23 protein-coding genes are annotated in these 26,238 nt (G+C 31.4%); 4 read left to right on the top strand and 19 right to left on the bottom strand.

What is annotated here, in order from left to right; all coding sequences use genetic code 11:
- Positions 1-364 precede the first annotated feature (364 nt).
- Positions 365-832 carry a phosphate-starvation-inducible protein PsiE gene (gene psiE / locus ABE048_RS10925; protein ID WP_430311310.1) on the top strand — a complete coding sequence of 156 codons (468 nt, stop codon included), beginning with the start codon at positions 365-367 and terminating at the stop codon, positions 830-832.
- A 290-nt stretch (positions 833-1,122) separates the two neighbouring features.
- Here the strand turns inward: psiE and ABE048_RS10920 are convergent, their stop codons facing one another.
- From ABE048_RS10920 to ABE048_RS10830, 19 genes are all read right to left on the bottom strand, one after another.
- Positions 1,123-1,710 carry a Maf family protein gene (locus ABE048_RS10920; RefSeq protein WP_430311309.1) on the bottom strand — a complete coding sequence of 196 codons (588 nt, stop codon included), beginning with the start codon at positions 1,708-1,710 and terminating at the stop codon, positions 1,123-1,125.
- A gap of 132 nt (positions 1,711-1,842) precedes the next feature.
- Positions 1,843-2,331, bottom strand: coding sequence for a metal-dependent hydrolase (locus ABE048_RS10915; RefSeq protein WP_430311308.1), 489 nt, complete (start codon positions 2,329-2,331; stop codon positions 1,843-1,845).
- 176 nt (positions 2,332-2,507) lie between these two features.
- A complete protein-coding gene (gene rfbB / locus ABE048_RS10910) occupies positions 2,508-3,545 on the bottom strand; it encodes a dTDP-glucose 4,6-dehydratase (protein WP_430311307.1) in 1,038 nt (345 codons plus the stop codon).
- Positions 3,546-3,577: 32 nt separating this feature from the next.
- A complete protein-coding gene (gene rfbA / locus ABE048_RS10905; RefSeq protein WP_430311306.1) occupies positions 3,578-4,465 on the bottom strand; it encodes a glucose-1-phosphate thymidylyltransferase RfbA in 888 nt (295 codons plus the stop codon).
- Positions 4,462-5,568 (bottom strand): DegT/DnrJ/EryC1/StrS family aminotransferase, encoded by a 1,107-nt coding sequence (locus ABE048_RS10900; RefSeq protein WP_430311305.1) that lies wholly within the window; start codon positions 5,566-5,568, stop codon positions 4,462-4,464. Before ABE048_RS10900 ends, rfbA begins: the two co-directional genes overlap by 4 nt.
- Positions 5,569-5,798: 230 nt before the next feature.
- Complete coding sequence (locus ABE048_RS10895) at positions 5,799-6,506, bottom strand: WbqC family protein (RefSeq protein WP_430311304.1); 708 nt, start codon at positions 6,504-6,506, stop codon at positions 5,799-5,801.
- A 140-nt stretch (positions 6,507-6,646) separates the two neighbouring features.
- A complete protein-coding gene (locus ABE048_RS10890; RefSeq protein ID WP_430311303.1) occupies positions 6,647-7,843 on the bottom strand; it encodes an ATP-grasp domain-containing protein in 1,197 nt (398 codons plus the stop codon).
- A gap of 336 nt (positions 7,844-8,179) precedes the next feature.
- A complete protein-coding gene (locus ABE048_RS10885; RefSeq protein ID WP_430311302.1) occupies positions 8,180-9,409 on the bottom strand; it encodes an ATP-grasp domain-containing protein in 1,230 nt (409 codons plus the stop codon).
- A gap of 2 nt (positions 9,410-9,411) precedes the next feature.
- A complete protein-coding gene (locus ABE048_RS10880; protein ID WP_430311301.1) occupies positions 9,412-10,890 on the bottom strand; it encodes a lipopolysaccharide biosynthesis protein in 1,479 nt (492 codons plus the stop codon).
- Positions 10,891-10,934: 44 nt separating this feature from the next.
- Positions 10,935-12,050: a glycosyltransferase gene (locus ABE048_RS10875; RefSeq protein WP_430311300.1), complete on the bottom strand. Its 1,116-nt coding sequence runs from the start codon at positions 12,048-12,050 to the stop codon at positions 10,935-10,937.
- Between the two features lie 47 nt (positions 12,051-12,097).
- Positions 12,098-13,264 carry a nucleotide sugar dehydrogenase gene (locus tag ABE048_RS10870; protein ID WP_430311299.1) on the bottom strand — a complete coding sequence of 389 codons (1,167 nt, stop codon included), beginning with the start codon at positions 13,262-13,264 and terminating at the stop codon, positions 12,098-12,100.
- A gap of 87 nt (positions 13,265-13,351) precedes the next feature.
- Positions 13,352-14,557: an O-antigen ligase family protein gene (locus tag ABE048_RS10865; protein ID WP_430311298.1), complete on the bottom strand. Its 1,206-nt coding sequence runs from the start codon at positions 14,555-14,557 to the stop codon at positions 13,352-13,354.
- Positions 14,558-14,598: 41 nt separating this feature from the next.
- Positions 14,599-15,420, bottom strand: coding sequence for a glycosyltransferase family A protein (locus ABE048_RS10860; protein ID WP_430311297.1), 822 nt, complete (start codon positions 15,418-15,420; stop codon positions 14,599-14,601).
- Between the two features lie 14 nt (positions 15,421-15,434).
- Entirely contained in the window at positions 15,435-16,184 is a 750-nt protein-coding gene (locus tag ABE048_RS10855; RefSeq protein ID WP_430311296.1) for a glycosyltransferase family 2 protein, read from the bottom strand.
- Positions 16,172-16,930: a sugar transferase gene (locus tag ABE048_RS10850; RefSeq protein ID WP_430311295.1), complete on the bottom strand. Its 759-nt coding sequence runs from the start codon at positions 16,928-16,930 to the stop codon at positions 16,172-16,174. Before ABE048_RS10850 ends, ABE048_RS10855 begins: the two co-directional genes overlap by 13 nt.
- Before the next feature lie 53 nt (positions 16,931-16,983).
- Positions 16,984-18,195, bottom strand: a complete 1,212-nt coding sequence (locus ABE048_RS10845) for a DegT/DnrJ/EryC1/StrS family aminotransferase (RefSeq protein ID WP_430311294.1) — start codon at positions 18,193-18,195, stop codon at positions 16,984-16,986.
- Positions 18,196-18,260: 65 nt separating this feature from the next.
- A complete protein-coding gene (galU, locus tag ABE048_RS10840) occupies positions 18,261-19,148 on the bottom strand; it encodes a UTP--glucose-1-phosphate uridylyltransferase GalU (RefSeq protein WP_430311293.1) in 888 nt (295 codons plus the stop codon).
- Positions 19,149-19,303: 155 nt separating this feature from the next.
- Positions 19,304-20,026, bottom strand: coding sequence for a YveK family protein (locus ABE048_RS10835; protein ID WP_430311292.1), 723 nt, complete (start codon positions 20,024-20,026; stop codon positions 19,304-19,306).
- Between the two features lie 553 nt (positions 20,027-20,579).
- Positions 20,580-21,170, bottom strand: coding sequence for a peroxidase-related enzyme (locus tag ABE048_RS10830; protein WP_430311291.1), 591 nt, complete (start codon positions 21,168-21,170; stop codon positions 20,580-20,582).
- A gap of 1,260 nt (positions 21,171-22,430) precedes the next feature.
- Here ABE048_RS10830 and ABE048_RS10825 point away from each other — a divergent pair.
- Genes ABE048_RS10825 through ABE048_RS10815 form a run of 3 tightly spaced genes read left to right on the top strand, consistent with a single transcriptional unit; the run spans position 22,431 to position 26,101 of the window.
- Complete coding sequence (locus ABE048_RS10825; RefSeq protein WP_430311290.1) at positions 22,431-23,594, top strand: NAD(P)/FAD-dependent oxidoreductase; 1,164 nt, start codon at positions 22,431-22,433, stop codon at positions 23,592-23,594.
- A gap of 30 nt (positions 23,595-23,624) precedes the next feature.
- On the top strand, positions 23,625-24,590 hold the full coding sequence (locus tag ABE048_RS10820; protein WP_430311289.1) for an ornithine cyclodeaminase family protein: 966 nt from the start codon (positions 23,625-23,627) through the stop codon (positions 24,588-24,590).
- A 41-nt stretch (positions 24,591-24,631) separates the two neighbouring features.
- A complete protein-coding gene (locus ABE048_RS10815) occupies positions 24,632-26,101 on the top strand; it encodes a sodium/proline symporter (protein ID WP_430311288.1) in 1,470 nt (489 codons plus the stop codon).
- Positions 26,102-26,238 lie beyond the last annotated feature (137 nt).

Raw genomic sequence — 26,238 nt, 5'->3', positions numbered from 1 at the left:
GAAGCTAATTCCACATCATATAGAAACCAGATTAATACTTTTAATATTTGAACTTAACACTTTTTCAGTCCCCTAACTAAGAATCTGCGAGGCTTAAGCTCAAGCTTTTCCTGTAGGACTATGAATGAACCTCACTGAATTAACATCACACGAAGGAAATGAAAATGTATTTTTGGGGACTCTTCGTAGAAATCGTTACAATAACCAAACTGGCGATCTTTAAATGTTCGTTTATTTTAGATGTATTTTGCATAATGTAATCGATTCAATTTACAAATTTTTTGTGAAAATTACATTAATTTGTATTTCCCTAAATAGGAAGCTTGTATAATTTATATATAGAAAATTGAATTGGGGGATGCGGATGGTTAGAGGTAAACAAATTCTGTTTGAATTACAGCATATGGTTCCGAGAATACTGCAATGGTTTCTCAATATTTGTTTAATAATCCTTGCTCTTTTTTTATCTTTTCTCATGGTTAAGGAACTCATTGTTTTCTTCGATATACTATTTAGACAACATCAGACGGCTCGAGAACATGAAGTTTTCTTAGCGAATATTTTAATCTTCTTCCTCTACTTTGAGTTCATTACAATGATTGTTAAATACTTCAAAGAGGATTATCACTTCCCACTTCGCTATTTCATCTATATTGGCATTACCGCGATGATTCGCCTTGTGATCATTGATCATACTGATGCAAAGAGCATGCTACTTTATGCTTTTGTCATCCTCTTACTAATCATCAGCTATTTCATTATTAATATTACACCGTTAGAGCGACCGAAAAGGTTTTGGTATAGAAAAAAAGCCAGTAAAATCGAAAAATGATGCGAAATACATTATTTATTTTTCAGTTTATTTCAATTGAATAGCATGAAAAATCAATAAAATTTTGATATTTCTAATAGTTTCTGATTATTCCGCGACAACTTATTATCGCCTTCGACATTTTTAGCAATATTTTGCGTTTTATATGAATTAAATGATTTCCCGAGAAATAATTTCAATTTTCAATCTTCAATTGTTACTAAAAATCATAAACCAAAGATGAGGGAGCTTAAAAGAATTGCTCCCTTTCTTGAATAAGCTTTTATAAAATCTAGAATTTATAAAATCCCCTATAGAGATATAAGTTTCAATGAAACAAGTTGTTCGCATAAAGTGGCTAATGGTAGCCCAACAACATTTAAATAATCCCCTTCAATTCGATCTACTAAAAAGACTCCATCTGTTTGGATACCGTAGCCACCCGCTTTATCAAATGGGTCCCCAGTTGCAATATAGGATTCTAAAAGTTCATCAGATACATTTTTAAAGATGACCTTCGTTTTTTCTACGAAAGTTGTTTCCTCTCCGTTTTCTTTAATAATCGCTACTGCTGTTAATACGTAATGTGCTGAGTCACTTAATGTTCGAAGATGAGACATAGCTTCTTCATGACTAGTTGGTTTGTGTAGCAATTGATTGTCTTTTGCAACGATTGTATCTGCTCCAATCACTACTTTACCCGGTGTTTTTCCTGCAACATCGCGAGCTTTTAGTAATGCCACTCCTTTGACATATTCAGAAACTTCGGTAGCTTGTACACTTGTTTCTTCTACATCAGATGTAACGATGTCAAAGGGTATGTTTAGTCTCGCAAATATTTCTTTTCGTCGTGGTGATGCAGATGCTAATATAAATGATTTTGTTGTATGAAATTGCATAATTTTCACTCCTCATTTTAATCATACAAGAAATGGTGGTATTTTTAAATTTGCATCTTATTGAAATCAAAGCAATTATTAAATCGAATACAAAAAATCCCTTACATCAAATGTGACATAAGGGAATTGAACCTATTTCAAAATGAAAGAATGACTAATCGTTTCAAAACCTAAATATATGCAAAGAACTGTTAGTACAGCAGTTACAACATTTTCTACTTTACTACCTGTTCGAGTTGTAATTGGAAAATGCACATTGATATCTAGTGGAAACAATAACTTAATTCCTTTTTTTGTAGCCATATCAAGAATGTAATGGCTCACCATTCCTGTTAATAAACCAGCTGTAATCGATTCATTTGAAATATATTTATTCATAAACATTGCCATGAGGAACAAAAATAGCAAACTATGTGTAAATGATCGATGTCCAAATAACGTGTTAACGATCTTGGATATAAAGGGAAATGTCCTGCCAATTTTACTACCACCGTGGCAAATATCCGGAAGTAATGAGCCAGCAACACTTGCACCGACTACAACTAGTGAATCGTAATTTGAAACCTGTACTAAAGCAAGACCTGCTGTAATGCCGCCTATGATGTGAGTATTTCCTGTCATGCTTATAAATCTCCTAATTCTACTAATATGAATGTGTTCCTTACATTACACGGTGACTTTCAAAAAATCATTAGTAATGTACAATATATTATATAGGAACGTTAGTTCGTAATCAATAAAAAAAGAGGGCAATTTATGCTCCCTCCTGTAAAATCAAATATAGTACACTCCAGCCTCTATAACTCCCAAGATAGTTGTGTAGTGTACTGTTTAGCATCATTATAGTGATGATTTCCCTTCAAAAGTTTCTTCCACCATTCTTTATGATCAAGATACCACTGAATCGTTTGGGTAATTCCTGTTTCAAACGTGTAAGTTGGTTTCCATCCTAGGCTTTTTAATTTTGAAGGGTCGATTGCATAGCGTTGATCGTGTCCTAAACGATCTGGTACAAATTCGATAAGGTCTTCTGATTTTCCTAATGCATGTATTATCGTTTTCGCCACTTCAAGATTTGTCCGTTCATTGTGACCACCTACGTTATAAACTTCACCATCTACACCTTCGTGTAATACTAAATCAATTGCCGTACAGTGATCAAAAACATGTAACCAATCACGGATATTATCGCCATTCCCATATATAGGAACTTTTTGATTATTTAATATGCGAGAAATCGTTAATGGAATTAACTTTTCAGGAAAATGATAGGGTCCGTAATTATTCGAACAACGTGTTATATTAATTGGTAAACCAAATGTTTCATGATAAGAACGAACTAATAAATCAGATGCTGCCTTGCTCGCACTATATGGGCTATTCGGTTGTAGTGGTGATTCTTCTGTAAAAAATGTAGTTGGATCAAAGTCCAATTCTCCATACACTTCGTCAGTTGACACGTGAACAAATTTTTCGACTTCAATACGTTTTGCTGCATCTAGTAATACTTGTGTGCCCATTACATTTGTACGCACAAAAACTCCAGGATCTTCAATCGAACGATCCACATGACTTTCCGCAGCAAAATGAACAACATAATCAAATTGTTCCTTTTCAAATAAGGAGATAATCCTTTTCCAATCTGTTATATCAGCTTTCACAAAATGATAATTATTCATGTCTTCCATTTCACGATGTTTCAATAAATCACCTGCATATGTCAGAACATCTAAATTATAAATTTCATATTGAGGATATTTTTTGACCATGTATTGGACGAAATTCCCTCCTATAAACCCTGCTCCACCTGTAACAAGAATCTTTTTTTGTTTCATACCATCTCACCTCACCTCACCTGAATAGTACTCTATATTAAAATTTTCTCTAAAGGCTGATGTGCAATTTCTACTAAATATTGTCCATATTCTGTTTTCAAAAGAGGTTCGGCAAGATTTAATAATTGTTCTTTCGAAATATACCCTCTTCTAAATGCAATTTCTTCAATACATGCAATGTACATTCCTTGTCTTTTTTGGATAGCCTCTACAAAATTTGAAGCTTGCAGTAGTGAATCGTGGGTACCGGTATCAAGCCAAGCTAGACCTCGCCCCATGATTTCTACGTTTAACTTTTGTCTCTTCAAGTAATAATCAATAATCGAGGTAATTTCCTTTTCACCTCGTTCTGATGGTTGAACATTTTTGGCAATTTCAATGACTTCGTTATCAAAAAAGTATAAACCGGGTACAGCATATGAGGATTTTGGAAATTCAGGCTTTTCTTCTATTGATATTGCATTTCGATTTTCATCCACTTCTACAACTCCATATGAACGTGGATCTTTGACATAACAGCCAAAAATAATGCCACCACTTGTTAAGGCAGCAGCTTCTTGTAATCTATAACCAAAATTTGAACCATAAAAGATATTATCACCTAAAACTAAAGCTACTGGAGAATTACCAATAAAGTCTTCACCAATGATAAATGCTTCAGCTAAGCCATTTGGTTCTTCTTGAACTGCATACTCAAGTCTAATTCCAAGGCTACTACCATCTCCTAACAGCTCTTGAAAACTAATAACATCTCTTGGCGTGGAGATAATCAGAATTTCTCTAATATCTGCAAGCATTAAGACAGATAATGGATAATAAATCATCGGTTTATCATATACCGGAAGCATTTGTTTGGATACCGCTTTGGTCAATGGATAGAGTCTTGTACCCGAACCACCAGCTAAAATAATTCCTTTCATCGAATGCTTCCCCCTTTTATAATGTTGCAAATCTGATCTACGTCTTCTAATGCTAAATTTGCATAGAGAGGTAAGGTTAGCACCCGATCAGCGATATATTTTGCAACCGGTGTATCATCAGGATTTACTCGATCTCGGTAACATGAAAAACTATTTGTTAGTGGATAAAAATATTTTCTTGCAAAAATATTCTGTTTCTTGAGAAGCTCGAAGACCTCATCTCTTGAAATCTTATAGCCATCAAAAATAACTGAGAAATAGGCAAAATTACTATTAACGCCTTTTTGAATAAACGGTAGTTTAATGCCCTTGATTTCACTTAGCCGCTCTATATATCTTTCAAATACTAATTTTCTTTTGGCAATCTCTTTATCGACATTTCGAAGATTGCAAAGCCCCATCGCAGCTTGGAATTCATTCATTTTAGCATTTCCACCAACATACTCGACAGACTCTGGTCCTGTCATCCCAAAGTTTTTATATGCATTTAATACCGATTTAAGTTGTGGGTTTTTAAAAGTCAATGCGCCCCCTTCAATAGTGTTAAATACTTTTGTCGCATGGAAACTAAACATAGAGGCATCCCCAAAATTAGCAACACTTTCTCCATTCACTGTAATCCCGAAAGCATGGGCTGCATCATAGATGACTTTCAGATTATACTTATTTGCGATTCTTTCAATTTCTTTTACATCACAAATATTCCCATATACATGAACAGGGACAATGGCAGTCGTTCGATCTGTAATCAAACTTTCAAGTTGATCAATTTGGATGGTGTAATTGTCGGGGTTAATATCACAAAAAACGGGCTCTAGGCCATTTCGAACAATGGCCTGAGTTGTCGAGGCAAAGGTGAAAGGTGTGGTTATCACTTCTCCGCTTAAATTGAATGCGGAAAGTGCACTCTCTAAAGCAAGATGACCATTTGAAAAAAGGGAGATATTTGGCGTATCTAAGTAGTTTGTTAGTTCATGTTCTAACTTTTGGTGTTTGATTCCCATATTCGTTAGCCAATGGCTCTCCCATAGATCTTTAATTTCTTCTATATATTGTTCGTATGGCGGCATTGAAGATTTTGTTACTTGGATTGGGTTGACCATTAAATTTTTACCTCACATTCTAAACTGAAATGTTATTAATAGCTTTTTCAATATAGTATGTTTTTAGAGTAACGAATAGAACTTTTTAAGGGCTTATTTATCTATTTTTTCAATATTTAAAATGAAATAGAGTGATACTACACACTCCCATTGAACTACTTTGATTGTATAAAAAAAACGAAAAAAACGTTAAGTTATTTTCGGATTTTTGAAAAAATCTATTAATTTTTCTAATTAACTAACTCATTAACATTTATCATTTTTTTAATCGTATCGAGCTCGTTAAACATCATTACATCAATAATAGATAATCCAGGTACAAAAAGTTGCTTGTATTGTTTATATTGATCTAGTTTAGGGTTGATAAATTGAATAGTTAATCCGTTGTCGATATATTTTTGTTGATTATAAAACTCTTTACCGCCTATCGCATTAATATAAGTTTTTGCATTTAATGCTTTGGATACTTTAATACCCCATTCATCTGCCTCTTCAACTTCATCAATTTTAGGTAACCTTTCCGATAACAAAGAAATTTCAGTTTTTATATCAAAAAGATTACAGATCTTCCTTAATAGTAATGTATTAAATGAGCTTAAATTATAGTCATCAAAGGTAAAACATTCTTCCACAAATTTTATAACAATAGGATAATTTGGTGCATCTTTATAATATAGTAATTGATGAAGAATCTTCTCTTTCCAATTCATATCATTATTTATTAAAATATCTTTTATTTTTGTTTTTCTTGGAGCTTTACTTACTGGGACTTTGATATAAATACTTTCTTTATGTGCATTTAATATTCTATTTCTAGTTATCCAGCTTCTTCTAATATATTGTGCATTATCAAAGATAACAAATTCATCTACTGAATTTATCAGTTGAAAATAACCTAAATACGGGAAGAAATAAGGTTGCATTAATGCTACTTTCATACAAAATTTACCTCTTTTGAAATCTCGCGGACGTGTTTTAAAATGGAATACTTTATTAAATGAATTTGATAATTCATCTGATTAAATACCTCACAATCTATTTTAGACTCATTATTAAATATGTTTTTTCTATTAAATAATTATTCTACTATTATATTCACGAAGTTTGACAGTGTTTTCATTTTTTCAAGCATCTCACTTTCTGAGAAAAATTTTAATATCATCATTCCTAATGTCATATTCGAGCCTGTAAATGCAGAAATTTTTTCACCCGGTTTTACATACAACTGATACTCGACGATATTATTTTTTTCAATTTCATAATTTATTTCAATGTTTTTAAATATTCCGTTCTTTTTACTATGAATCATATAAACAGACCAGTATCCCTCGGGTTCAACCAACTTTAAATCACTACAATCTTCACCTAAAGCTGCTTTGATTGTATATTCAACCATATCAACTCCAGTTGCATATTGTATAACTTGAGGAAGGAAATTCCCACCATTTCTCGGACCTATTTCCATTAAATAAACATTTTCTTTATTATCGATTCTAATATCAAAATTGTATGCACCTGTTTTCATATTTAACAAATTCAATGCTCTTTGAATTTCGTCATGGATTTTGTCATGAATTTTTTTAGGCATAATGTACGGCCAACTCGCACCGACTGGAACAAAGTTTAAATTTGATGTAGGAAAATGATCATTTGCAAAGCATCTAAACACGAGTTTACCGTTCACAGAAAAACCGTCTCCAGCAATTTGATAGCCATATTTCTCCACATATTCTTCTATAATAAATCGTTTTATTCTAGAAAAGCCCATTGCATATTCTACTTTTTCTTGAAGAAGATCAATGGAGTCAATTTTTGATACCCCTTTACTTCCAGATGAATCTACCGGTTTTACCATCACAGGCATTTTAAAATGATGAAAGTCAATTTTTGCTTCCTCAATCGAATCATATCCTTTTGCTTTGGGGACATTAAAACCATTAGTAGCTAAAAAATCTCTAAATAAATCTTTATTAGTTAAAATTTTTACAGATTTATACGGGTTGGTCGGTAATCCTAATTTTTCAGCAACATAAGCTGCTGTAGGCGCAGCTGGATCGGATGCATAACAAACTATTCCATCAATCTTTAATGACTTTGCCAAAGATAATACATCATCTTTATCAGTAGTACTGACATTGTAATATTCATCGGCGTATTTATGTCCTGGGTTTTCTTCAATGTAGTCACATGTTATAACGTAATGACCCATTTCACGTGCTTTTTTTATAGCAGGTACCTGGAAGTGAGAGCCGCCTAGCATTAATAATTTTTTCATGATGATTACCCCTCGTAATTAAAATAAAATTCTATTAACAGTAAAGTCAGTCATGGATAATGAGATTAGCTACTACTTTTACACTTTCCCATCTTGCCTTAATGTTAACTATTACTTACTAACAATTACCTTCACCCATTCAGTTATATTCTCCTTCTTCTCTAACATTTCTTTATTTGAAGAAATTTCTGTAGCATGATGTCTACTTTCTGCTGTGACCCATTAGACCTGAAAAATAATCACCTAGATTTACCATTATTTCGTATTCTACAAGATTAGTATTTTTTAAATAATTTTTTCAAATCTGTACACTCCAATGTTCAATATTTCAAATACTCATAACTGTGCATTAGCTTTTGCAGATAATTCCTCAATACTTACATTTAACCAATCTGTCATATTATCCATTTTTTCTAACATTTCATCCATCGTAGAAAATTTTAAGATCATTATTCCTAACACAGCATTACCACCTGTAAATGCAGCGATAGATTGCCCCTCTTTAACAAGAGGATAATATTCTACAAGGTTACATTCTTTTAGCTCATCACTAATTCCAATATTTTTAAAATATCCACTTTTCTGACTGTGGACTAAGTAACTAGACCAATAACCTTTTGGTTCAACCATTTTTAAATCACTACAATCTTCTCCTAATGCTGCTTTTATCGTGTATTCGGCTAAGTTAATGTCAGTGACATATTCTGTGACTGGAGAAATTAAACAGCCTCCATGTCTTGCAACAAGTTCATTCAGATATATATTTTCTTCCTCATCAATTAAGAAGTCAAAATGAACCGGACCTGTTTTCATTTCAAGTATATCCCATGCTCGTTGTACTTCATCATGTATTTTATTTTGAATTCGGTATGGCATATTGTAAGGCCAGCTTATACCTGTTGGTACAAATGGATTTATTCCTGTTGGATCTAGATGTCCATTTGCAAAACTACGAAATACCAATTTACCATCTACAGAAAAGCCATCTCCAGTAATAAAATAACCTTTCTTTTCGATATATTCTTCTATTACAAAACGTTTCACTCTTGAAAAGGATAATGCATTGTCCACTTTTTCTTGTAAAAACTCAATTGAACTTATTTTTGAAATCCCTCTACTCCCAGAAGAATCAACAGGTTTTATTACTACTGGCATTTTAAAATTTTGAATATCACTCTTAGCTTCTTCATAGCTGCCATATCCTTTTGCTCTTGGAACTGAAAAATTATTTTCTGATAAAAACTCCCTATACAAATCTTTGTTGGACAAAATTTCTACTGACTTATATGGATTTGTTGGTAATCCTAATTTTTCGGCAACATATGCTGCTGTTGCCGCTGCAGGTTCTGAAGTATAACAAGTAATACCGTCAATTTGAAGTTTTTTTGCTAATGCCAAAACAGCTTCATTATCTGTAAAACTTACATCATGATATTCATGAGCAAATTTGTGTCCAGGATTATCCTCTCGATAATCACAAGTAATCACATAATGCCCCATTTCTCTAGCTTTTTTAATTATAGGAATCTGAATAAAGGAGCCACCAAGTATTAAAAGTTTTTTCATTATTACACCTCATAGTTAATAATTTTTGTTTTTTTCTTACTTCTAAACATATCTTTTATATTTATTAGAAGATACATATAACACTCAAGCTTAAATATTCTAGCAATTCCTATATAGCTAATAATTCCTGTGATTACTTGAATGATTAACGTTAATCCTTCAGTCATATTAAGCCAATTTAATGTATATACAATCCCCCCCATTACAATAGATATAACTAGCGAGGGAATGATATCTCTCCATTGTTCATGATAGCTGTAATCTATCAACTTTCGATTAGGATATGCATTTATAAATGTAGATAATAGACTACTAATAAACCCACCCCATACTATCCCATATATTCCAAAAGGAATGCTAACCCCTAATATAGCAAAGCTCAGTAATTTTTTTGTAATTTCTAACTTTAAAAAAAGATCACTACGTCCAAGAGCATTCATAGCTTGTAAATTTGCTGTATGGATAGGCAATAATGCATATGAAAAACAAAATATTTGTAAGAATGGAACAGAAGGTAACCATTTCTCTGTTAATATCAGTTTTACTAAAGGCTCAGCAATAACTGCGAGTCCAACCATCATTGGAAATATGATAAATGCGCTTGTAACGACGGATCTACGTACTATTTCTTTTACTCTTTGTTTGTCATCCTGATAGGATGATAAAGTAGGAAGCATAACAGATTGAATGGAACCATCAATATTCCCTACAATAAAAGAGGGAAATTGTTCACCCCTATTATAAAATCCAAGCATTGCTGGACTAAAAATTTTACCAACTACTAAACTTTGAAAATTCGCAGATAGTGTATTTAACAATGCTGAAACCAATAACTTCCATCCATATGAGAAGAGATCAATTATTCTTTTTATCGAAAAAACAAACAGTGGTCTCCAACTTACTGTGAACCATAACACTACGGTGATTATCAACTGATTCGCTAGCTGTTGGCTAACCAAAGCCCATACACCAAAATTAGCATATGCTAAGGAGATTCCTAAAATACCAGAAATAATTATAGCTACAAGACTACTTAAAAATAACTTTTTAAATTGCATATTACGTGAAATGATTGCAATTTGGATAGAGTTAAAACTCCCAAAAAACAATGTTATTGAAAGAATTCTAAGGACAGAAATGAATTCAGGTTGATTAAAAAATGTTGCAATAAATGGAGCTGAAAAAAAGAGAGTAAAATACAGTATAATTGCTACAAATATACTCAAATAAAATACAGATGATAAATCAAGTTCATCTGCATCTTTCTTTTGAATAAGTGCAGTATTAAAACCACTTTGCACAAATATTCCGGCAATTGAGACAAAAATAGTAACAAGCACTATTAAACCAAATTCTCTTGGTAATAATAGACGTGCAAATATGATTGTCAAAATAAACTGGATACTTTGTGTCCCACCACGCTCCAGAAGTTTCCAGAAGAGAGAAGAAAGCACCTTTGATTTTGTTACTTCAGAGCTCATTTAATCAACTTCCTTTAAGCATATATATTAAATACAAAAAATTGTTATATATTAATACCTGTTACAACGGAACTTATAATTTTTTCAAGTTTCTGTAAATTCTTATCGTTATCATTATACTTTAAATTAAATTCACGCCTGTTTCTTTCCATATTTTCAAGTAACTGTTCATCTTTTAATAACCTTAAAGAATAATTAGCATATGTTTCAGGCATATCATCTGGAGTTAAAAAGCCGTTAACATTGTGTTCAATGTATTCGTCCATTGCACCATTTTTCTTTGTAATTAATACTTTTCCTTCCAAAAGAAGATCTCCCATTGCTGCTGTATCTGCTAAAGGATATACACCGAAATCAACTTGTCTAATAATATTGACAATATCTTTTCTAAATCCAGTAAATCTAACAAATTCTCTTATATTTAATTCTTCAACTCTAGATTCTAACTCTGGTCTTAGAGGACCATCTCCAACAAGCAAAAAGCAAACATCTTGATATTCTTTTATAATAAAAGGAATCATTTCGATAAAGGTTTCATACCCTTTCAAAAGCACCATTCTATGCAATGCAAGAATTACCTTACTATTTTTAGGAATATCAAACTCTACTCTTATATCATTAAAAAGTGGAACTTCTTCTGGTTTTTCAAAACTATAAATCGTTTCAATTTTGTTTGAATCTACACCTGCTAATTGCAAATCTTTATTAGATGCGTAATTGTAAGTAATAAACTTATTAGTCCATTTTTCAAATGGTAGCATTTTTAATGTTTTTGTATTAAGTTTCTCATGTCTTCTTATGAAGTTTGGCTGAGTTCTTATGTGCCTTATCTTTGAAAAGTGAGCTGCTACTGAACCAATCATATAAAAAGTAGGATCAATTGTATGAACTATTTCAATTTTGTTTTTCTTAATATAACTAATTACTTTTGCAATATACATTACCGTATAAAAAGATTTAAGTTCTATTTTATCTCCTAGTTTTTGAATAATAATATTTTCTGTATTTAAATCTTCCATTAACATACCTTCGTTTATATAAAGGACAAATATATTAAACTTCTCTTTACTAATTTGATTGATCATATATATATTTGCCTTTTCAACCCCGCCCATACCAAATGATTTCACAAGAAATAATAAATTTATCTTTTTCTCCATTTCATATTCCACTCCCTAGAATACTGTAAAGAGATTTTTTCGCTTCTTTAATCTCTACCAAACAAATCTCTTGTATAAACCTTATATGCTACATCTTTTAATTCTTTTGAATTTCGGTTGGCAACTATTATATCTGAAGCCTCTTTAAATAAATTAATATCATTAACTATATTAAAATCATAGACTTGATTATCTACACAAAATGGTTCGAACACAATAACTGAGATTCCTTCAGCTCTTAATCTTTTCATAATTCCCTGAATAGCCGAATCTCTAAAATTATCGGATTCACTTTTCATTGTAAGTCTATAAATACCTACAATATTCGGTTTAGTTTTTAAAACCATTTCAGAGATATGATCCATTCTTGTTTCATTTGAATCTATTATTGCTTTTATGATTCTATTTGGTATTTCTCCATAATTTGTTAATAACTGCTTTGTATCTTTAGGTAGACAATAGCCGCCATACCCGAATGAAGGATTATTATAGTGATTCCCAATTCGCGGATCAAGACTTATTCCTTCAATAATTTGTTTTGAATCTAATCCTTTTATTTCTGCATATGAATCAAGTTCGTTAAAATAAGCAACTCGCATTGCCAAATAACTATTGGCAAATAGCTTAATAGCTTCTGCCTCTGCTGAATTGGTTAATAAAATGTCAATATTATCTTTTTGTGCACCTTCGACTAGTAATTCAGCAAAAATTTTTGCTCTTTCTGATTGTTCTCCTACGATAATTCTAGATGGGTATAAATTATCATAAAGTGCTTTTCCTTCTCTCAAAAATTCTGGTGAAAAGATAATATTATTTGTTTTATACGTATTTCTTACTTTTTCTGTATATCCTACTGGCACTGTTGATTTAATCACCATTAATGCATCTTGGTTTACTGATAGTACTTTTTCAATTACATCTTCTACTGTAGTTGTATTAAAATAGTTCCTCTCAACATCATAATCTGTTGGGGTTGAAATAATAATGTATTCAGCATTTTCAAATGCATGAAAATAATCTGTAGTTGCAATTAAGTTTAATTTTTTTGATTCAAAAAAACTTTCAATTTCTTGGTCTAAAATTGGAGATTTTCTTTCATTGATCATATCTACTTTTTCCTGAATTACGTCAAATGCAAAGATATCATGATTTTGCGCTAATAATATAGAGTTTGATAAACCGACATAGCCTATTCCTGCTATTGCAATTTTCATTAAATACTTCCTCCATTTGCAATACTAATATACTTTAGAAATAATAAAGGCATCTTGGCATGGGTAATTTTCTTAGAATAATTTTCATTAAGTTTTTTTAGGAATAATTTCCCGACTGTACCTGTATAGGATTAGTAACATAAAATAAAATGCTTCGTTATAAACAATTGATAACGTCAACATCTGTATAAACATTGTTATGAATATAATCAATATAAATAATGTTTTATTATTTTTTAAATATAGCTTTATTGCCAAAATAAATATTGAAATCCAAAATAAAGAATAGAATGTAATACCAATTATTCCAGATTCCATTAGTACCTCAAGTAAAGAATTATGAACATATCTTACTTTTAATGAATGATCTCTATCGTAGTCTAGTGAAGAGTTTATGCCAATTCCAAAAGGATGTTCTAAAAAAGTTTCGTATGCATTATTCCATAAGGTAAATCTTCCACTACCACCGTCAGAAGATATACTTAAAAATCTTTTTTCAATATAAGTTACTGGATTAATAGCCAAAGAACTTCCTAAACTGATTATCAGGACTAAAAAAAGACTAATAACCGTAATAGATTTATAATTTTTTTTCACATTCCGTTCTAAAATCAAATTAAGTATTATTCCTATTACTATTGCTACACTAGCACCTCTTGAAAAAGTTAAAATGATCGTAATTGCAGCCAAAAAACATCCTATTTTATTTATTTTCAAATGTAAATGATTTAATATATAAAAAAAGTAAAGGGTTATATAGAAAACAAAAATATTTGGATCATTACTAGGTGTTCCTGTTAACCTAGGTGTGGATCTATCTATCATTAATCCGTAATAATTTAGTCCATTGCCTGAAAAGTTCATTCCAACAGTAGAAATTCCAATTAAATAATAAATTATTGAAGCAATAATACCTATTAACCCAGCCCTAGATATTAATTGTTCAATTTTTTCAACTTCTAATCTATCTATTAACCCTCTAAGAGAAAAATAAAAAATTAATATTAAATTAAATGCTAAAATAAAACGTAAACTTGCTGCAGGATATTTAAAATATAATGCTGTTGAAGAATGGGCTATGATAAATATAATCATTATGATTTCAAAGCTATAAAATTTATAAAACTTCATATACTTGTTCAAAAAAATAATGATAAATAGTGTTACAAACATAAAAGGTTTTAATGAAAAACCTATATCAAAATGAAATCTTCCAAAATATAGTGAAATCATAACCAACAAAAAAGCTATAGATATTATCGAAGATAGTTTGATTTCATTATTCAAGTTCATTTCAGAGCCCTTCCCCTTAAATTTTAAATTACATTGGCGAATTATTTTTCAATCAGATTCTTTTTAAAACTTTTATATCCTTGAAGAAAATAATAAAAATTATTTTGTTTTTTTATTAGTAAATCTCTGATTAACACGGCAGATCCAATAAAAATATTGAAATTTTTAGAATATACCGCACCTTTCGCTATAATCTTATCCTTATCATCAACTGTTTCTTTTCTCGGGTGATATACTGTAACTATTGGAACGTAGACAAAATTTTTATCTGGTGAATAATTACATAAAAGAAAGTCTACTTCTTCGCCACAAGTATACTTGTTACTTCCTAATCCAAATCTTTCATCAAATTTAAATAAACAAGTATTTTTTTTAAAAGCTATTTCTATTGATGATTTTGACATTAAATCAATTTTGTTCATTATCCTATTCTTAGTATTTAAATAGGATTTATAAAATTTTTTATTATGGTAATCATAAATTTGGGTTAGCAAGACATCCAAATTTTTATTTTTTATAAACTCATTTGCTATTATTTTTAATGATTCTTTATGATACCAACAATCATCGTCTGATAAGACAATAATATCTCCACTACAGTATTCTATCCCCTTGTTTCTAGAGTAAGATAAACCTTTTCTCTCAAGGATGACATGATGGATTTCAATATTTTGATAATTTTTTATTAAATTTTTTATCTTATCGTGATGATCTTGTGTAACTATAACTACTTCAAAATTTTTATAATCCTGAATAATAAGGCTTTCTAATAAACGGATAATATCATGTATTCTATCTCCTAAAGTAGGAAGCAGTATGGATAATTTCACGAATATTACAACTCCCATTTCAATAATTTTCATTTATTAAATCAACTCTACTTAATTTTACAAACCTTTAAGAAACCCCAATAGAAAATATGAAAGATTGATCTTGTTATTGAAATTTTTTCTATTTCCCTGTATAAGTACCAATGATATTTAATAAGATCCAATTTATTACTAGAAATCGAATTTCTTCTTACTCTATATTTCATTAATACTTCTGGGATACCATATATATATTTTTCTTTTTTTAATATTTGTAACCAAAGTGCATCATCATTTCGTTTTTTAATATTTGGTACTTCAAACTTACCTAGTTTTTTTACATCATACATAACTGTTGAATTTCCAACAGGGCAACTTAATAAAACTCCGTTGTAATTTGTTTTCTTTTTTGATTTAATTGTTTTATTTAAAGAATTTCTATTTTCATCTATTTGTTGATAAGAAGTACATGTAAAATAGTAATTATTTTTTTTCATAAAAGATAATTGTTTTTCTAGTTTTTCCTCAATCCATATATCATCACTATCTAGAAATGCAATGTATTCACCAGTCGCAAGTTCCATTGCTTTTGTTCTAGCAATAGCTGCTCCTGAGTTATTTTTTAATAAATAGTATTTAATCCGATTATCTTGTTGGATGTATTTTTCTACTACTTCTTTTGTGTTGTCTGTCGAACAATCATCTACAATTATCATTTCCCAATTTGGATATGTTTGTTTTATGACAGACTCTATTGTTTCTCCAATAAATTCACTAGAATTGTATGAAGGTGTAATAATAGAAATTATATTTTCCATTTTATTTTTACCTCATTCTTATCTGTTGATAAATCTTCAATGGACTTTTTACTTGTTTTCCTTCTATAAATCATTGCAATTAAAGTCTTTATTATCGTTTTTATATCACGAAAAAATCTAAAGTTTTCAATACTTTTCAAGTTATATCTCATTTTTTCAGGTAAAATAACCTGAATGTATTTCTGATCAACATTTTCTGTGCTATCTAATAATCTTTCTTCATCTTTATACTGAATACTAGCTTCTGAAGTAATTCCCGCAGGTAAAAGTAGAGTCGCATACATTTCGTCTGTATAATTTTCTACGTACTTTGGTACTTCAGGTCTCGTACCAACAAAGCTCATCTCTCCTAGTATGATATTAATAAGTTGTGGAATTTCATCTAATTTTGATTTCCTTAAAATCCTTCCAGTCCTTGTAACTCTATAATCATTCTTGGTAGTTACTTGTGTTCCAATCTGATCTGCATTGTTTATCATAGTTCGAAACTTATATATCTTAAAATTCTTGCCATATTGTGTTACTCTAACTTGGCAATACATTATAGGACCTTTAGAATCGAATAAAATAACAAAACTTATTAAAATTAATAATGGCGATAGAATTATCATTGTAAAAATAGCTAAAATGATATCAAATATCCTTTTAATAAATAATTCAAATCTTTTTTTATTTAACAGGTTATAATACAATTTAACACTATCATTTTTCATAAAATCGGGTATGTCTTCCCATTTATTTAGCATTACTTTGCAACTCCCTATTAAAAGAAAGAATAATTAAACTTAATAATTTTAATTTATTTAACCTGATCGATTGCCATATTCAAATTTTCACATACATATTCCACATCTTCATTACTTAACAAAGTATGTAGTGGCAAGGTAATCTCGTTTTTATACATATTATAAGCATTTGGAAAATCCTTTATATCAAACCCTAATTTTTTATATGCTGTAAACATTGGTAATGGTTTATAATGCACATTACAAGAAACTCCGACTTCATACATTTTGGTTATGATTTTGTTTCTTCTTTTCTCATCTATATCTGGTATTCGTGCTAGATATAGATGCCCAGATGAAGAAAAGTCGAGATCAAAATGATTCAGACTGTAAATTCTTTCCGATAAATTTAAATCATATAGCTTAATAATTTCTTTACGTCTTTTTAACAGATTATTATATCTATTCAATTGAATTAAACCAATACCAGCCATTATATCCGTCATATTACATTTATATCCAAGGTATTCGATATCATATTCCCAAGCATCTTTTTGGGATTTTGCTAAAGCATCTTTAGATTGACCATGAAGACTGAAAAGCATGAATTGGTTATACATCCATTCATCATTCAATCCATGACAGCTTCTCCAAACAACTGCACCTCCTTCAGCTGTTGTTAAATTTTTTACAGCGTGGAAAGAGAAACAAGTAAAATCTGCAATCTGCCCACATCGCTTACTGTTTCTTTCAGCACCAAAAGCATGAGCAGCATCTGCTATGATCATTACACGGTTAAACAATGATTGGAGCTCATTATTAGATTGGAACAGTTCTTTTTTTCTATTTACGATTTCATATATAGTATCGTAATCACACACCTTACCGGCTAAATCAACTGCAATAATTGCTTTTGTTTTTTTTGTAATTCGTTCAGCAAGCATTGAATAATCCATTTCAAATGAATCAGGGGCGTTATCAACTAACACAATTTTAGCTCCTACATGATTAATGACCGCAGCCGTTGCTGAATAGGTATAGGGTGTAGTTATTACCTCATCACCAACCCCAATTCCTAAGATACGAAGAGTCAGTTCCATTGCTGCAGTTGCTGAATTTAGACAAACAGCTTTCTTTGTATCTACAAATTCAGCTATTTTTTTTTCGAACTCTTTTGTTCTTCGACCAGTGGTAATCCATCCAGAATGCATTACTTTTCTTACTTCATTCATTTCTTCAGTAGTAATATCCGGTGAAGAAAATTGAATATTTCTAATAGAAATCATCTATCTTTACCTCACTTTGAAATTTTCATAATTATTAAAAACTCCTAATCTTAGCTTTTTTCATTTTAACTAATATAATTTCTACTTATTTTTTCTAATTTTTCGACCAGATATTTCAACAATTCATCTTTCATTTCATCATTTTTTAAAGCCATATCAATTGTTGTTTTTACGAATCCTAGTTTTTCACCGACGTCATATCTGTTTCCTTCAAATTCATATGCAAAAACTGGTTGAATCTCATTCAATTTTTGAATTGCATCTGTTAGCTGAATTTCTCCATTTTTACCTATTTCTTGTTTTTCGAGGATCTTAAATATCTGTGGTGTTAAAATGTATCGTCCCATAATAGCAATATTAGAGGGGGCTGTACCTAGTGCTGGTTTTTCTACAAAAGTATTTACTTGATAGGTCCTCCCCTCTATTGAATGAGGATCGATTATTCCATAACGTTGAGTTTCTTCTTCTGAAACTTTTTGAACTCCAATGATTGACATCTCAGTTTTGTTGTATTGATCAATTAGCTGCTTAAGACAAGGAGTTTCAGCTTGGACAATGTCATCACCTAGTAATACAGCGAAAGGTTCATTCCCAATAAATTTCCTAGCACACCATATTGCATGCCCTAAACCTTTTGCCTCTTTCTGGCGTATATAGTAAATTTCCACTTTAGAAGATTGATTGATTTTGTTTAAAAGTTCAAAATTTCCTTTTTTCATTAGATTATCTTCTAGTTCAAAATTTCGATCAAAATGATCTTCGATTGCCCTCTTTCCTTTTCCAGTAACAATGATAATTTCCTCAATACCTGATTCAATTGCTTCTTCAACAATATATTCAATAGTTGGTCTGTCTAAGATTGGTAACATTTCTTTAGGCATCGCTTTGGTTGCTGGCAGAAAGCGCGTTCCTAAACCTGCAGCGGGTATTATTGCTTTTTTTATTTTTTTCATCTTGTCACCCCTAGTTTACTTTCAATTCCATTTCAAAAACTTTACCTTTGAGAAATATAAGTAATCAGAACATTAAGAATCTAATGTATGATTATCTAGTAACAATGATATGCTTATAAAGAATGAATATGTTTAATAGATAGCACAAATAATCCCTATAATTTTTTCTTTCTAAATAAATGTATTTTAGATGAAGTTCTTTCATAAGAAATTGTACTTATGAAACCAATGATTGGCTTTCCTAACAATTCCTCAACTTCTTGTTCTGTTTTAAAAGATGTATCTATGTGTTCTAATAAAATAACAAGGCCTATACTAATCATGAATCCAATGATTGCTGCAATGGCCATATTTAGTATTGGATTTGGTTTTATTGGTGTTAATATGTCTTTATTTATTGCCGGAGAGATAATCTTTACATTGCTTATTCCCATAATCTTTTTAATTTCCTTTTGAAATATTTCAGATGTAGTATTCGCGATGATCCTTGCTTTTTCTGGATCAACATCTTGTACAGCTAAATTAATTACTTGTAAATCTGGTTCACTTTTCACAATAATTCTTTCTGATAAACTTTTTGGGGTAGTATCTAAATCCAATTTTTCAATTACTTCGTTTAATACAGCTGGACTTCTAATGATGACAGAATAAGTATTAATGAGTTGTAAATCTGAATGGATCGTTTGTAATCTTGTGTTTTCTTCTCCATTATTTTCTAGATTAATTAAAATTTGTGTTTCTGATTTATAAATTGGTGTCATAAATACATAACTTATTACTCCAATTATAGTTATAAATAAAATAAGGAAGATTCCTATGAAATACCTTCTTTTTTTTAGAATTCCAAAAATATCTTTGAGGTTTATAGCTTCTTCCATTTACTATAGCTCCCTTTGTTAATGTCTGTTTGTTTTTTCACTATAGCTTTAACTTCAACATTTTTAATGGTATACAATATCAGACACTTTTATGTAACCTAGCTTAATTTTCAGTTATTTGTTTTATAGGCATATTACTTAATTTATTTTTATCAAATACATTTTCTTTTTATTTTTTTAATATCCTGTTAAAAAGTTCAATATAAGATATTTCAACTATAATTCTCTTAATTTTTTCTCTTCATCGACATATTAATTTATTAAAACCATTCTGTTGGTTAATTTCAGATATTTTCATCTTATTTTAAAGTAGATAAAAAGTATTTATTAGCCATAGTTTTATAAAAAAACCGAATCGCTATCATTTTGTAAGTGAATTGATGGCCTACTTAATAATGTATGAATTTGTTTATTGTTATATTCTTTATTGATCTTATTTCTTTTATTATTTTTCCTTTATGTTCCATTTAACGTTTCTAGAATCATGGAAAGTAACTTAACAAAACGAAAAAATCCGTCTCATCAAAAAGAAGATGAAACGGATTTATTTCATTTATCTGTTATGAGAATAATGCCCCGGATTCGGTATAGCGCCAATCGTACTTACCCATCGGTTCGTGTAGTTAAAGAAACCAGCAACAAATGCAGCCTCTAATATTTCATGGTCATTGAAGCCAACTGCTCTTAGTTTGTCTACTTCACCTGGAGTTAACTCTGCTACATTTTTTGTCGCTCGATATGCGTAATCACAAATCGCCAGTTGTTTTTCAGTTAATTCTGCTGAGCGGTAATTATATGTTAGCTTATCTACCCATTCAGGATTTTTTGTCAATCCCCGAAGTACATCCCCATGGGTAGTCAAGCAATAATTGCAGGAATTAGTCGATGAGACCACAAGACCGATCATTTCTTTATCGATATTACTTAAATAACATGTTTCAGAATTGAATAGTGATTCTTTAAAATTTAAAAATCCTTTATATTGTTGTGCATTTAATGGCAATATTTTAAATAAATGATTAAAGAAACCCTGTTGTTCTATTTGACTATCGATAGCCGCATCAAACTCTTTTTGCAATTCTGAAGGAATTTCTGACTCATTTGGTTTTTCTAAATAAGAATATTTTTTATCATACTTTGTCATCCTTACGCTCCCCTTTCAAAGTAAAAAAAATCTCTATTAAAAAATACTACCTTACAATATGTCCATTCTATACTCTTATATGATTTACCTTTTTTTCTTTAGGCTCTAGTAAACTATACTGTTATTTTATAAGTAAAAATTAAATACCATTTTTATGGTCCTTTTCAAATTCTGCCATCTACTTTCCGTTTACCTAGGAAATAGGTCTTGTCCATCTAAACGATACCTGTGAACTGTTCAAAATCCATTTGTTTTAATGTACTTAAATTTAAATAGGTGTTTATCAATAGAAAACACAAAAACTTTTTTCTAATTCAGTATACATTTAATTCTTTCGACATATTTAGACTTGTAAAAATCGCAATTTCAACGTATATTAGAATTAAGTATTGAATAAATTAAAAAGGACCATTTGATGCTGGTACATCAAATGGCCAATTATAATAGTTGATTCCCTCAAGGGGATTGGCTGTCTATGGCATAACCCATCTGAGCTGGTAACTCAAGGATGGGTTATTTTTTATTTCGAAATGCCAGAATTGTGACTACTAATGATGCGAAACTAACTGCAAACATTAATGATTCAGAAACTGACATCGGCATCACCTCCGGGCCCACACGATGTGGGTAATACAGACATTACCTAGAATTCGGTAAATTCGTCTGCTGTATATAAAATGGGGTATGCCAACCACCCTTGAGCATCATTCTATTATAAAGTTATTATAGCAAACATTTGTTCGTTTTAATAGATAAAATGGAAATTTTTATTGTTTTTTATTATTTATCATGTTCGGAAGTTCCTCGTTTTAAATGGATCATTCATAGTTTTTACTGTTTATTGGGAATCAATTAATCATTAATTTATCTACTAGTTATTTTAAGCCGTTGTTTCATGTTGATACAAAGAAGATTATTACCATCAACATTACTAAAAATGTTAACCATCTAAATCTCCTGGTCATTACTAACCCATCTCCTCTGATTCTTTTTAACGTATTCTGATAGTAAAACTATGCTTTTACAAAATCCTTTTCATACTATTAAATTGTTAAGTTTGTAAATTAATTATATGTGCAATGTGCCTAACGAATGAACATACATAGTTACTTAATTTTATTTGTTAATTTCTATATTTCTCATAATCCCCTAGCAATTCACCTCTGATATTTGTGCAGATTGCACATTTTTTATACTTCGTTTTTATAATATATATTAACTATCTAAATTTTCAAAAAATAGCGAAGACGGAGGGTTTCTATGAAAAATGCTGATATCATTATTGTTGGTGGTGGTGTTATGGGCTCTAGCACTGCTTATTCATTACGGAAAATTGGTTTTGATGGAAGAATCATTGTTTTTGAAAAGGATCCTATTTATGAATTCTCATCCACTCCTAGAAGTGCTGGAGGAATTCGGCAATTATATACAACAGCTATTAATATTCAAATCAGTCGTTACAGTTTGCAGTTTTACAAAAACTTCCCGAATACTATGGAAATTGATGGAGAACCTTCAGAAATTAATTTCCGCCAAAGGGGTTATCTATTCTTAGGAACAGAACAGATGATGACTGGTTTAGAAAAGCAAAAAGCTTTGCAAAACGAATACGGCGTTCCATCCGAAGTATTAAGTGCAAATGATTTACTTAATATTATTCCAGAATTAAATAATGAAGACTTAGCTGGTGGCCTTTATTGCCATGAAGACGGTTATCTCGATCCATATTCAGTCATGCAAGGTTTCAAAAAGAATGCTCAAAAGATGGGCGTAGAATATATTTCTGAAGAAGTTGATACGATTTTAACCCAGCAAAATCGAGTAACTGGGGTCCGACTTGTCAATGGAACAGAGTTCAATTCACCAATTGTGATTAATTGTGCTGGTGCATGGGGTGTTTATTTAAGTGAAAAGATCGGTATTCCACTCCCTATCCATCCTTTAAAACGTCAAATTTTCCTGTTTGATACGGCTACCCCATTAGAAAAAGACTTGCCTCTTACAGTAGATCCAACAAATGTGTATTTCCGTCATGAAGGAGATAAAATTTTATGTGGATACTCTGAAAATGTAAAACCAGGTATCGATTTTACGGTACAGCGTTCGCTTTTCTATGATGAAATGTGGCCTATTTTAGCTAACCGAGTGAAAAATTTTGAACGAGCGAAGATATCATCCGCTTGGGCTGGTTTATATAGTTTTAATACCGCTGATCATAATGCGATTATCGGAAATCATCCATCGATGAAAGGCTACTTTATGGCTTTAGGATTTAGTGGTCATGGCATGCAACAAGCACCCGCAGTTGGACAAGGCTTAGCCGAACTGATTCATTTAGGAAAATTTGAAAATATTGATTTACGACCACTTCGAGTTGAAAGATTTGCCGAAAATGATCTTGTATTAGAGGATGCGATTGTATAGCAAATAAGGTTGGAAGGAGGTTTTCATTCTTTGCTTATACTAAATGAAAAAGATATTTTGCAAGCGGTTACGATGAATGATGTGATCCTTGCCATTGAAGAAGCCTATGTTCTCTATGAAAGTAATGATTTCCAAATGCCCCTACGAAATCAAATGACAGATCAAGATAATACCATGCTCCTAATGCCATGTGTTGCAAAGGACTCTACAGCCTTAAAAATTGTTCATGTTTTTCCAAATAATCATGAATATCCTGTAACTCAAGGAGTCATGATGCTGAATGATCGTGAAAATGGAACGATTAAAGGCATCCTCAATGGTACTGTTTTAACTGGTATTAGAACTGGAGCTATCGGTGGTGTAGCCATCAAATATTTAGCACCTGAAAATGCCAGTTCTGTTGGCTTAATTGGTACAGGATTTCAAGGGCTGCATCAATTGATTGCCGCATGTACTGTAAGAAATATCAAGGACATTTACCTATATAATCGAACAGCATCTAAACTTCCATCCTTTGTACAGGCCCTTAAAAATAAAATAGCTAAAGAAATAGAAATTCACATCGTGAGCAGTACTTCAGAGTTAGTTGATCTAGCAGACATTATAGTAACAGCAACAACCTCAAATTCACCTGTACTACCAACTATTCAAAATGCTTTTAATGGAAAACTAATTATTGGCATTGGGTCTTATCAGCCTCAAATGAGAGAGTTTTCAGAGACAATTTATAAAAATGTAGATTTTTTATACGTTGATACGTTAGATGCTATTCAAGAAAGTGGTGATGTGATTGACCCCATTCAACATAATTGGTTAGTAGAATCACAAGTTATTTCACTTTCAAAAGTAATTACGCAAAAGATCCACCCTACATTTTCAGAACATCGTCCAACCGTATTTAAATCCACTGGAATGGCCCTTTTCGATTTGGTTGTCGCTAATGTTATTTATGAAAAAGCTTTGAATAAGCAAATTGGACAATATGTTAATCTGTAACTTTTAGCTTGTATTCACCTCAAAAATAAGGAGATGATTTTTTGAATACAGTTGTTTTGGTTGAATTTATCCTTTATTGCGTTTTCATGCTAGGAGTTGGTTATTTCTTTAGCCGAAGGGACATGGGGCACTCTGATTTCCTTTTAGGTGGTAAGAAAATACCAGGATGGGTGTTAGCTTTTTCTGAGCGGGCAACGGGAGAATCTGCATGGTTACTCTTAGGTTACACTGGATTTGTCTATACAACTGGTTTATCTGGAATCTGGGTAGCTGTAGGTATAGCGCTAGGTATCGTTTTTTCTTGGTTATTTTTAGCGAAACGATTTATGCAAGATGCAGAAAAATATCAGGTTATGACACTTCCAGGATATCTAGCAAAGAGATTTCCAACTCATGGAAAACTAATTTTATGGATGTCAACCATTCTTATCTTTAGTTTTATGATGTTCTATTTTGGCGCACAAATTGCTGGAGCTGGAAAAACGCTTTTCACAGTTTTCGGAATTCATACAACAGTTGGAATGATTCTAAGTATTATCATTGTAATACTCTTATCGTACGCGGGTGGATTTGTCAGTGTCGCATGGACAGATATGATTCAGAGTATAATGATGCTCGCTACATTAGTGATCCTTCCAATTGTTGCTCTCTATAATATCTATACGGGAGACTTGTCAATTAGTCATGCGTTAAGAACATCCGGCTCAGAGATTAACTCTTGGACAGGTGGCGTTACGGGTTTTGCATTAGGTCTACTATTCTTTAATAATTTTGCATGGTTCTTTGGCTTCCTTGGTGGACAACCACAACTTAGTTCCCGCTTTATGGCCTTGAAAAATAGAAAAGAAGCGAATACAGGTAGTATTGTTGCGATTGTTTGGACAATTTTAGCCTATTGTGGAGCATTTCTAATTGGTATTACCGCTATTACACTTTATCAGGATCATCAGTTCGCAGATGTTGAAACAGTTCTACCTTATATGGCCCTTGATCTCCTTCCACCTTGGATTGCTGGACTTTTACTTTCAGGAATTCTTGCTGCAATCATCTCTACCGCTGATTCACAGCTTTTAGTCATGACTAGCTCCGTCAGTGAAGACATTGTAACGAATGCAATGGGGAAAAAGTTGACAGAAAAGCAACTGGTTAAGGTTTCGAGAATTACCATCATTGTAGCAGGTTTAGTGGGTTTACTCATTGCCTTAACATCAAAATCACTTGTGTACTTGGTAGTTAGCTGGGCTTGGGCAGGAGTTGGTTGTACCTTATCGCCTGCTATTATTCTCACATTTATATGGAAGCGGTATTCGGGGATCGGCGTTATTGCCACCGTCCTTGCAGGCTTCTTCAGTACTGTAATCTGGATTTCTACACCACTTGAAGCGATCATCAGTTCTCGATTCACTACCTTTATCATAGCTACATTATTCGGGATAGTATTTAGTCTTCTTTTCCCTGATAAACAAAAAGAGCAAGCACAAATTGAAAAGATAGATGATTTAGCAGTATAAAAAATTAGGCCTACAAGATTCTTATTAAAGAATCTTTGTAGGCCATTATTATTTGTATTCGGTTGTGTAAAAGGACATCTACGATAACATGAAGTGGAATCAGCTTCGCTTTCCGGGGGCGAGCGTTGAGCCTCCTC

This window comes from Rummeliibacillus pycnus (assembly GCF_050459865.1).
GTDB classification, from domain to species: domain Bacteria; phylum Bacillota; class Bacilli; order Bacillales_A; family Planococcaceae; genus Rummeliibacillus; species Rummeliibacillus pycnus_B.
Note: the sequence above shows the minus strand (reverse complement) of the source record. Positions and strands in the feature narration are given on the sequence as shown.

Bases quoted from the DNA above. Each gene is read 5' to 3' on its own strand.
- psiE (WP_430311310.1), top strand. From the start codon at position 365: ATGGTTAGAGGTAAACAAATTCTGTTTGAATTACAGCATATGGTTCCG.
- ABE048_RS10920 (WP_430311309.1), bottom strand. From the start codon at position 1,710: ATGCAATTTCATACAACAAAATCATTTATATTAGCATCTGCATCACCA.
- ABE048_RS10915 (WP_430311308.1), bottom strand. From the start codon at position 2,331: ATGACAGGAAATACTCACATCATAGGCGGCATTACAGCAGGTCTTGCT.
- rfbB (WP_430311307.1), bottom strand. From the start codon at position 3,545: ATGAAACAAAAAAAGATTCTTGTTACAGGTGGAGCAGGGTTTATAGGA.
- rfbA (WP_430311306.1), bottom strand. From the start codon at position 4,465: ATGAAAGGAATTATTTTAGCTGGTGGTTCGGGTACAAGACTCTATCCA.
- ABE048_RS10900 (WP_430311305.1), bottom strand. From the start codon at position 5,568: ATGGTCAACCCAATCCAAGTAACAAAATCTTCAATGCCGCCATACGAA.
- ABE048_RS10895 (WP_430311304.1), bottom strand. From the start codon at position 6,506: ATGAAAGTAGCATTAATGCAACCTTATTTCTTCCCGTATTTAGGTTAT.
- ABE048_RS10890 (WP_430311303.1), bottom strand. From the start codon at position 7,843: ATGAAAAAATTATTAATGCTAGGCGGCTCTCACTTCCAGGTACCTGCT.
- ABE048_RS10885 (WP_430311302.1), bottom strand. From the start codon at position 9,409: ATGAAAAAACTTTTAATACTTGGTGGCTCCTTTATTCAGATTCCTATA.
- ABE048_RS10880 (WP_430311301.1), bottom strand. From the start codon at position 10,890: ATGAGCTCTGAAGTAACAAAATCAAAGGTGCTTTCTTCTCTCTTCTGG.
- ABE048_RS10875 (WP_430311300.1), bottom strand. From the start codon at position 12,050: ATGGAGAAAAAGATAAATTTATTATTTCTTGTGAAATCATTTGGTATG.
- ABE048_RS10870 (WP_430311299.1), bottom strand. From the start codon at position 13,264: ATGAAAATTGCAATAGCAGGAATAGGCTATGTCGGTTTATCAAACTCT.
- ABE048_RS10865 (WP_430311298.1), bottom strand. From the start codon at position 14,557: ATGAACTTGAATAATGAAATCAAACTATCTTCGATAATATCTATAGCT.
- ABE048_RS10860 (WP_430311297.1), bottom strand. From the start codon at position 15,420: ATGAAAATTATTGAAATGGGAGTTGTAATATTCGTGAAATTATCCATA.
- ABE048_RS10855 (WP_430311296.1), bottom strand. From the start codon at position 16,184: ATGGAAAATATAATTTCTATTATTACACCTTCATACAATTCTAGTGAA.
- ABE048_RS10850 (WP_430311295.1), bottom strand. From the start codon at position 16,930: ATGCTAAATAAATGGGAAGACATACCCGATTTTATGAAAAATGATAGT.
- ABE048_RS10845 (WP_430311294.1), bottom strand. From the start codon at position 18,195: ATGATTTCTATTAGAAATATTCAATTTTCTTCACCGGATATTACTACT.
- galU (WP_430311293.1), bottom strand. From the start codon at position 19,148: ATGAAAAAAATAAAAAAAGCAATAATACCCGCTGCAGGTTTAGGAACG.
- ABE048_RS10835 (WP_430311292.1), bottom strand. From the start codon at position 20,026: ATGGAAGAAGCTATAAACCTCAAAGATATTTTTGGAATTCTAAAAAAA.
- ABE048_RS10830 (WP_430311291.1), bottom strand. From the start codon at position 21,170: ATGACAAAGTATGATAAAAAATATTCTTATTTAGAAAAACCAAATGAG.
- ABE048_RS10825 (WP_430311290.1), top strand. From the start codon at position 22,431: ATGAAAAATGCTGATATCATTATTGTTGGTGGTGGTGTTATGGGCTCT.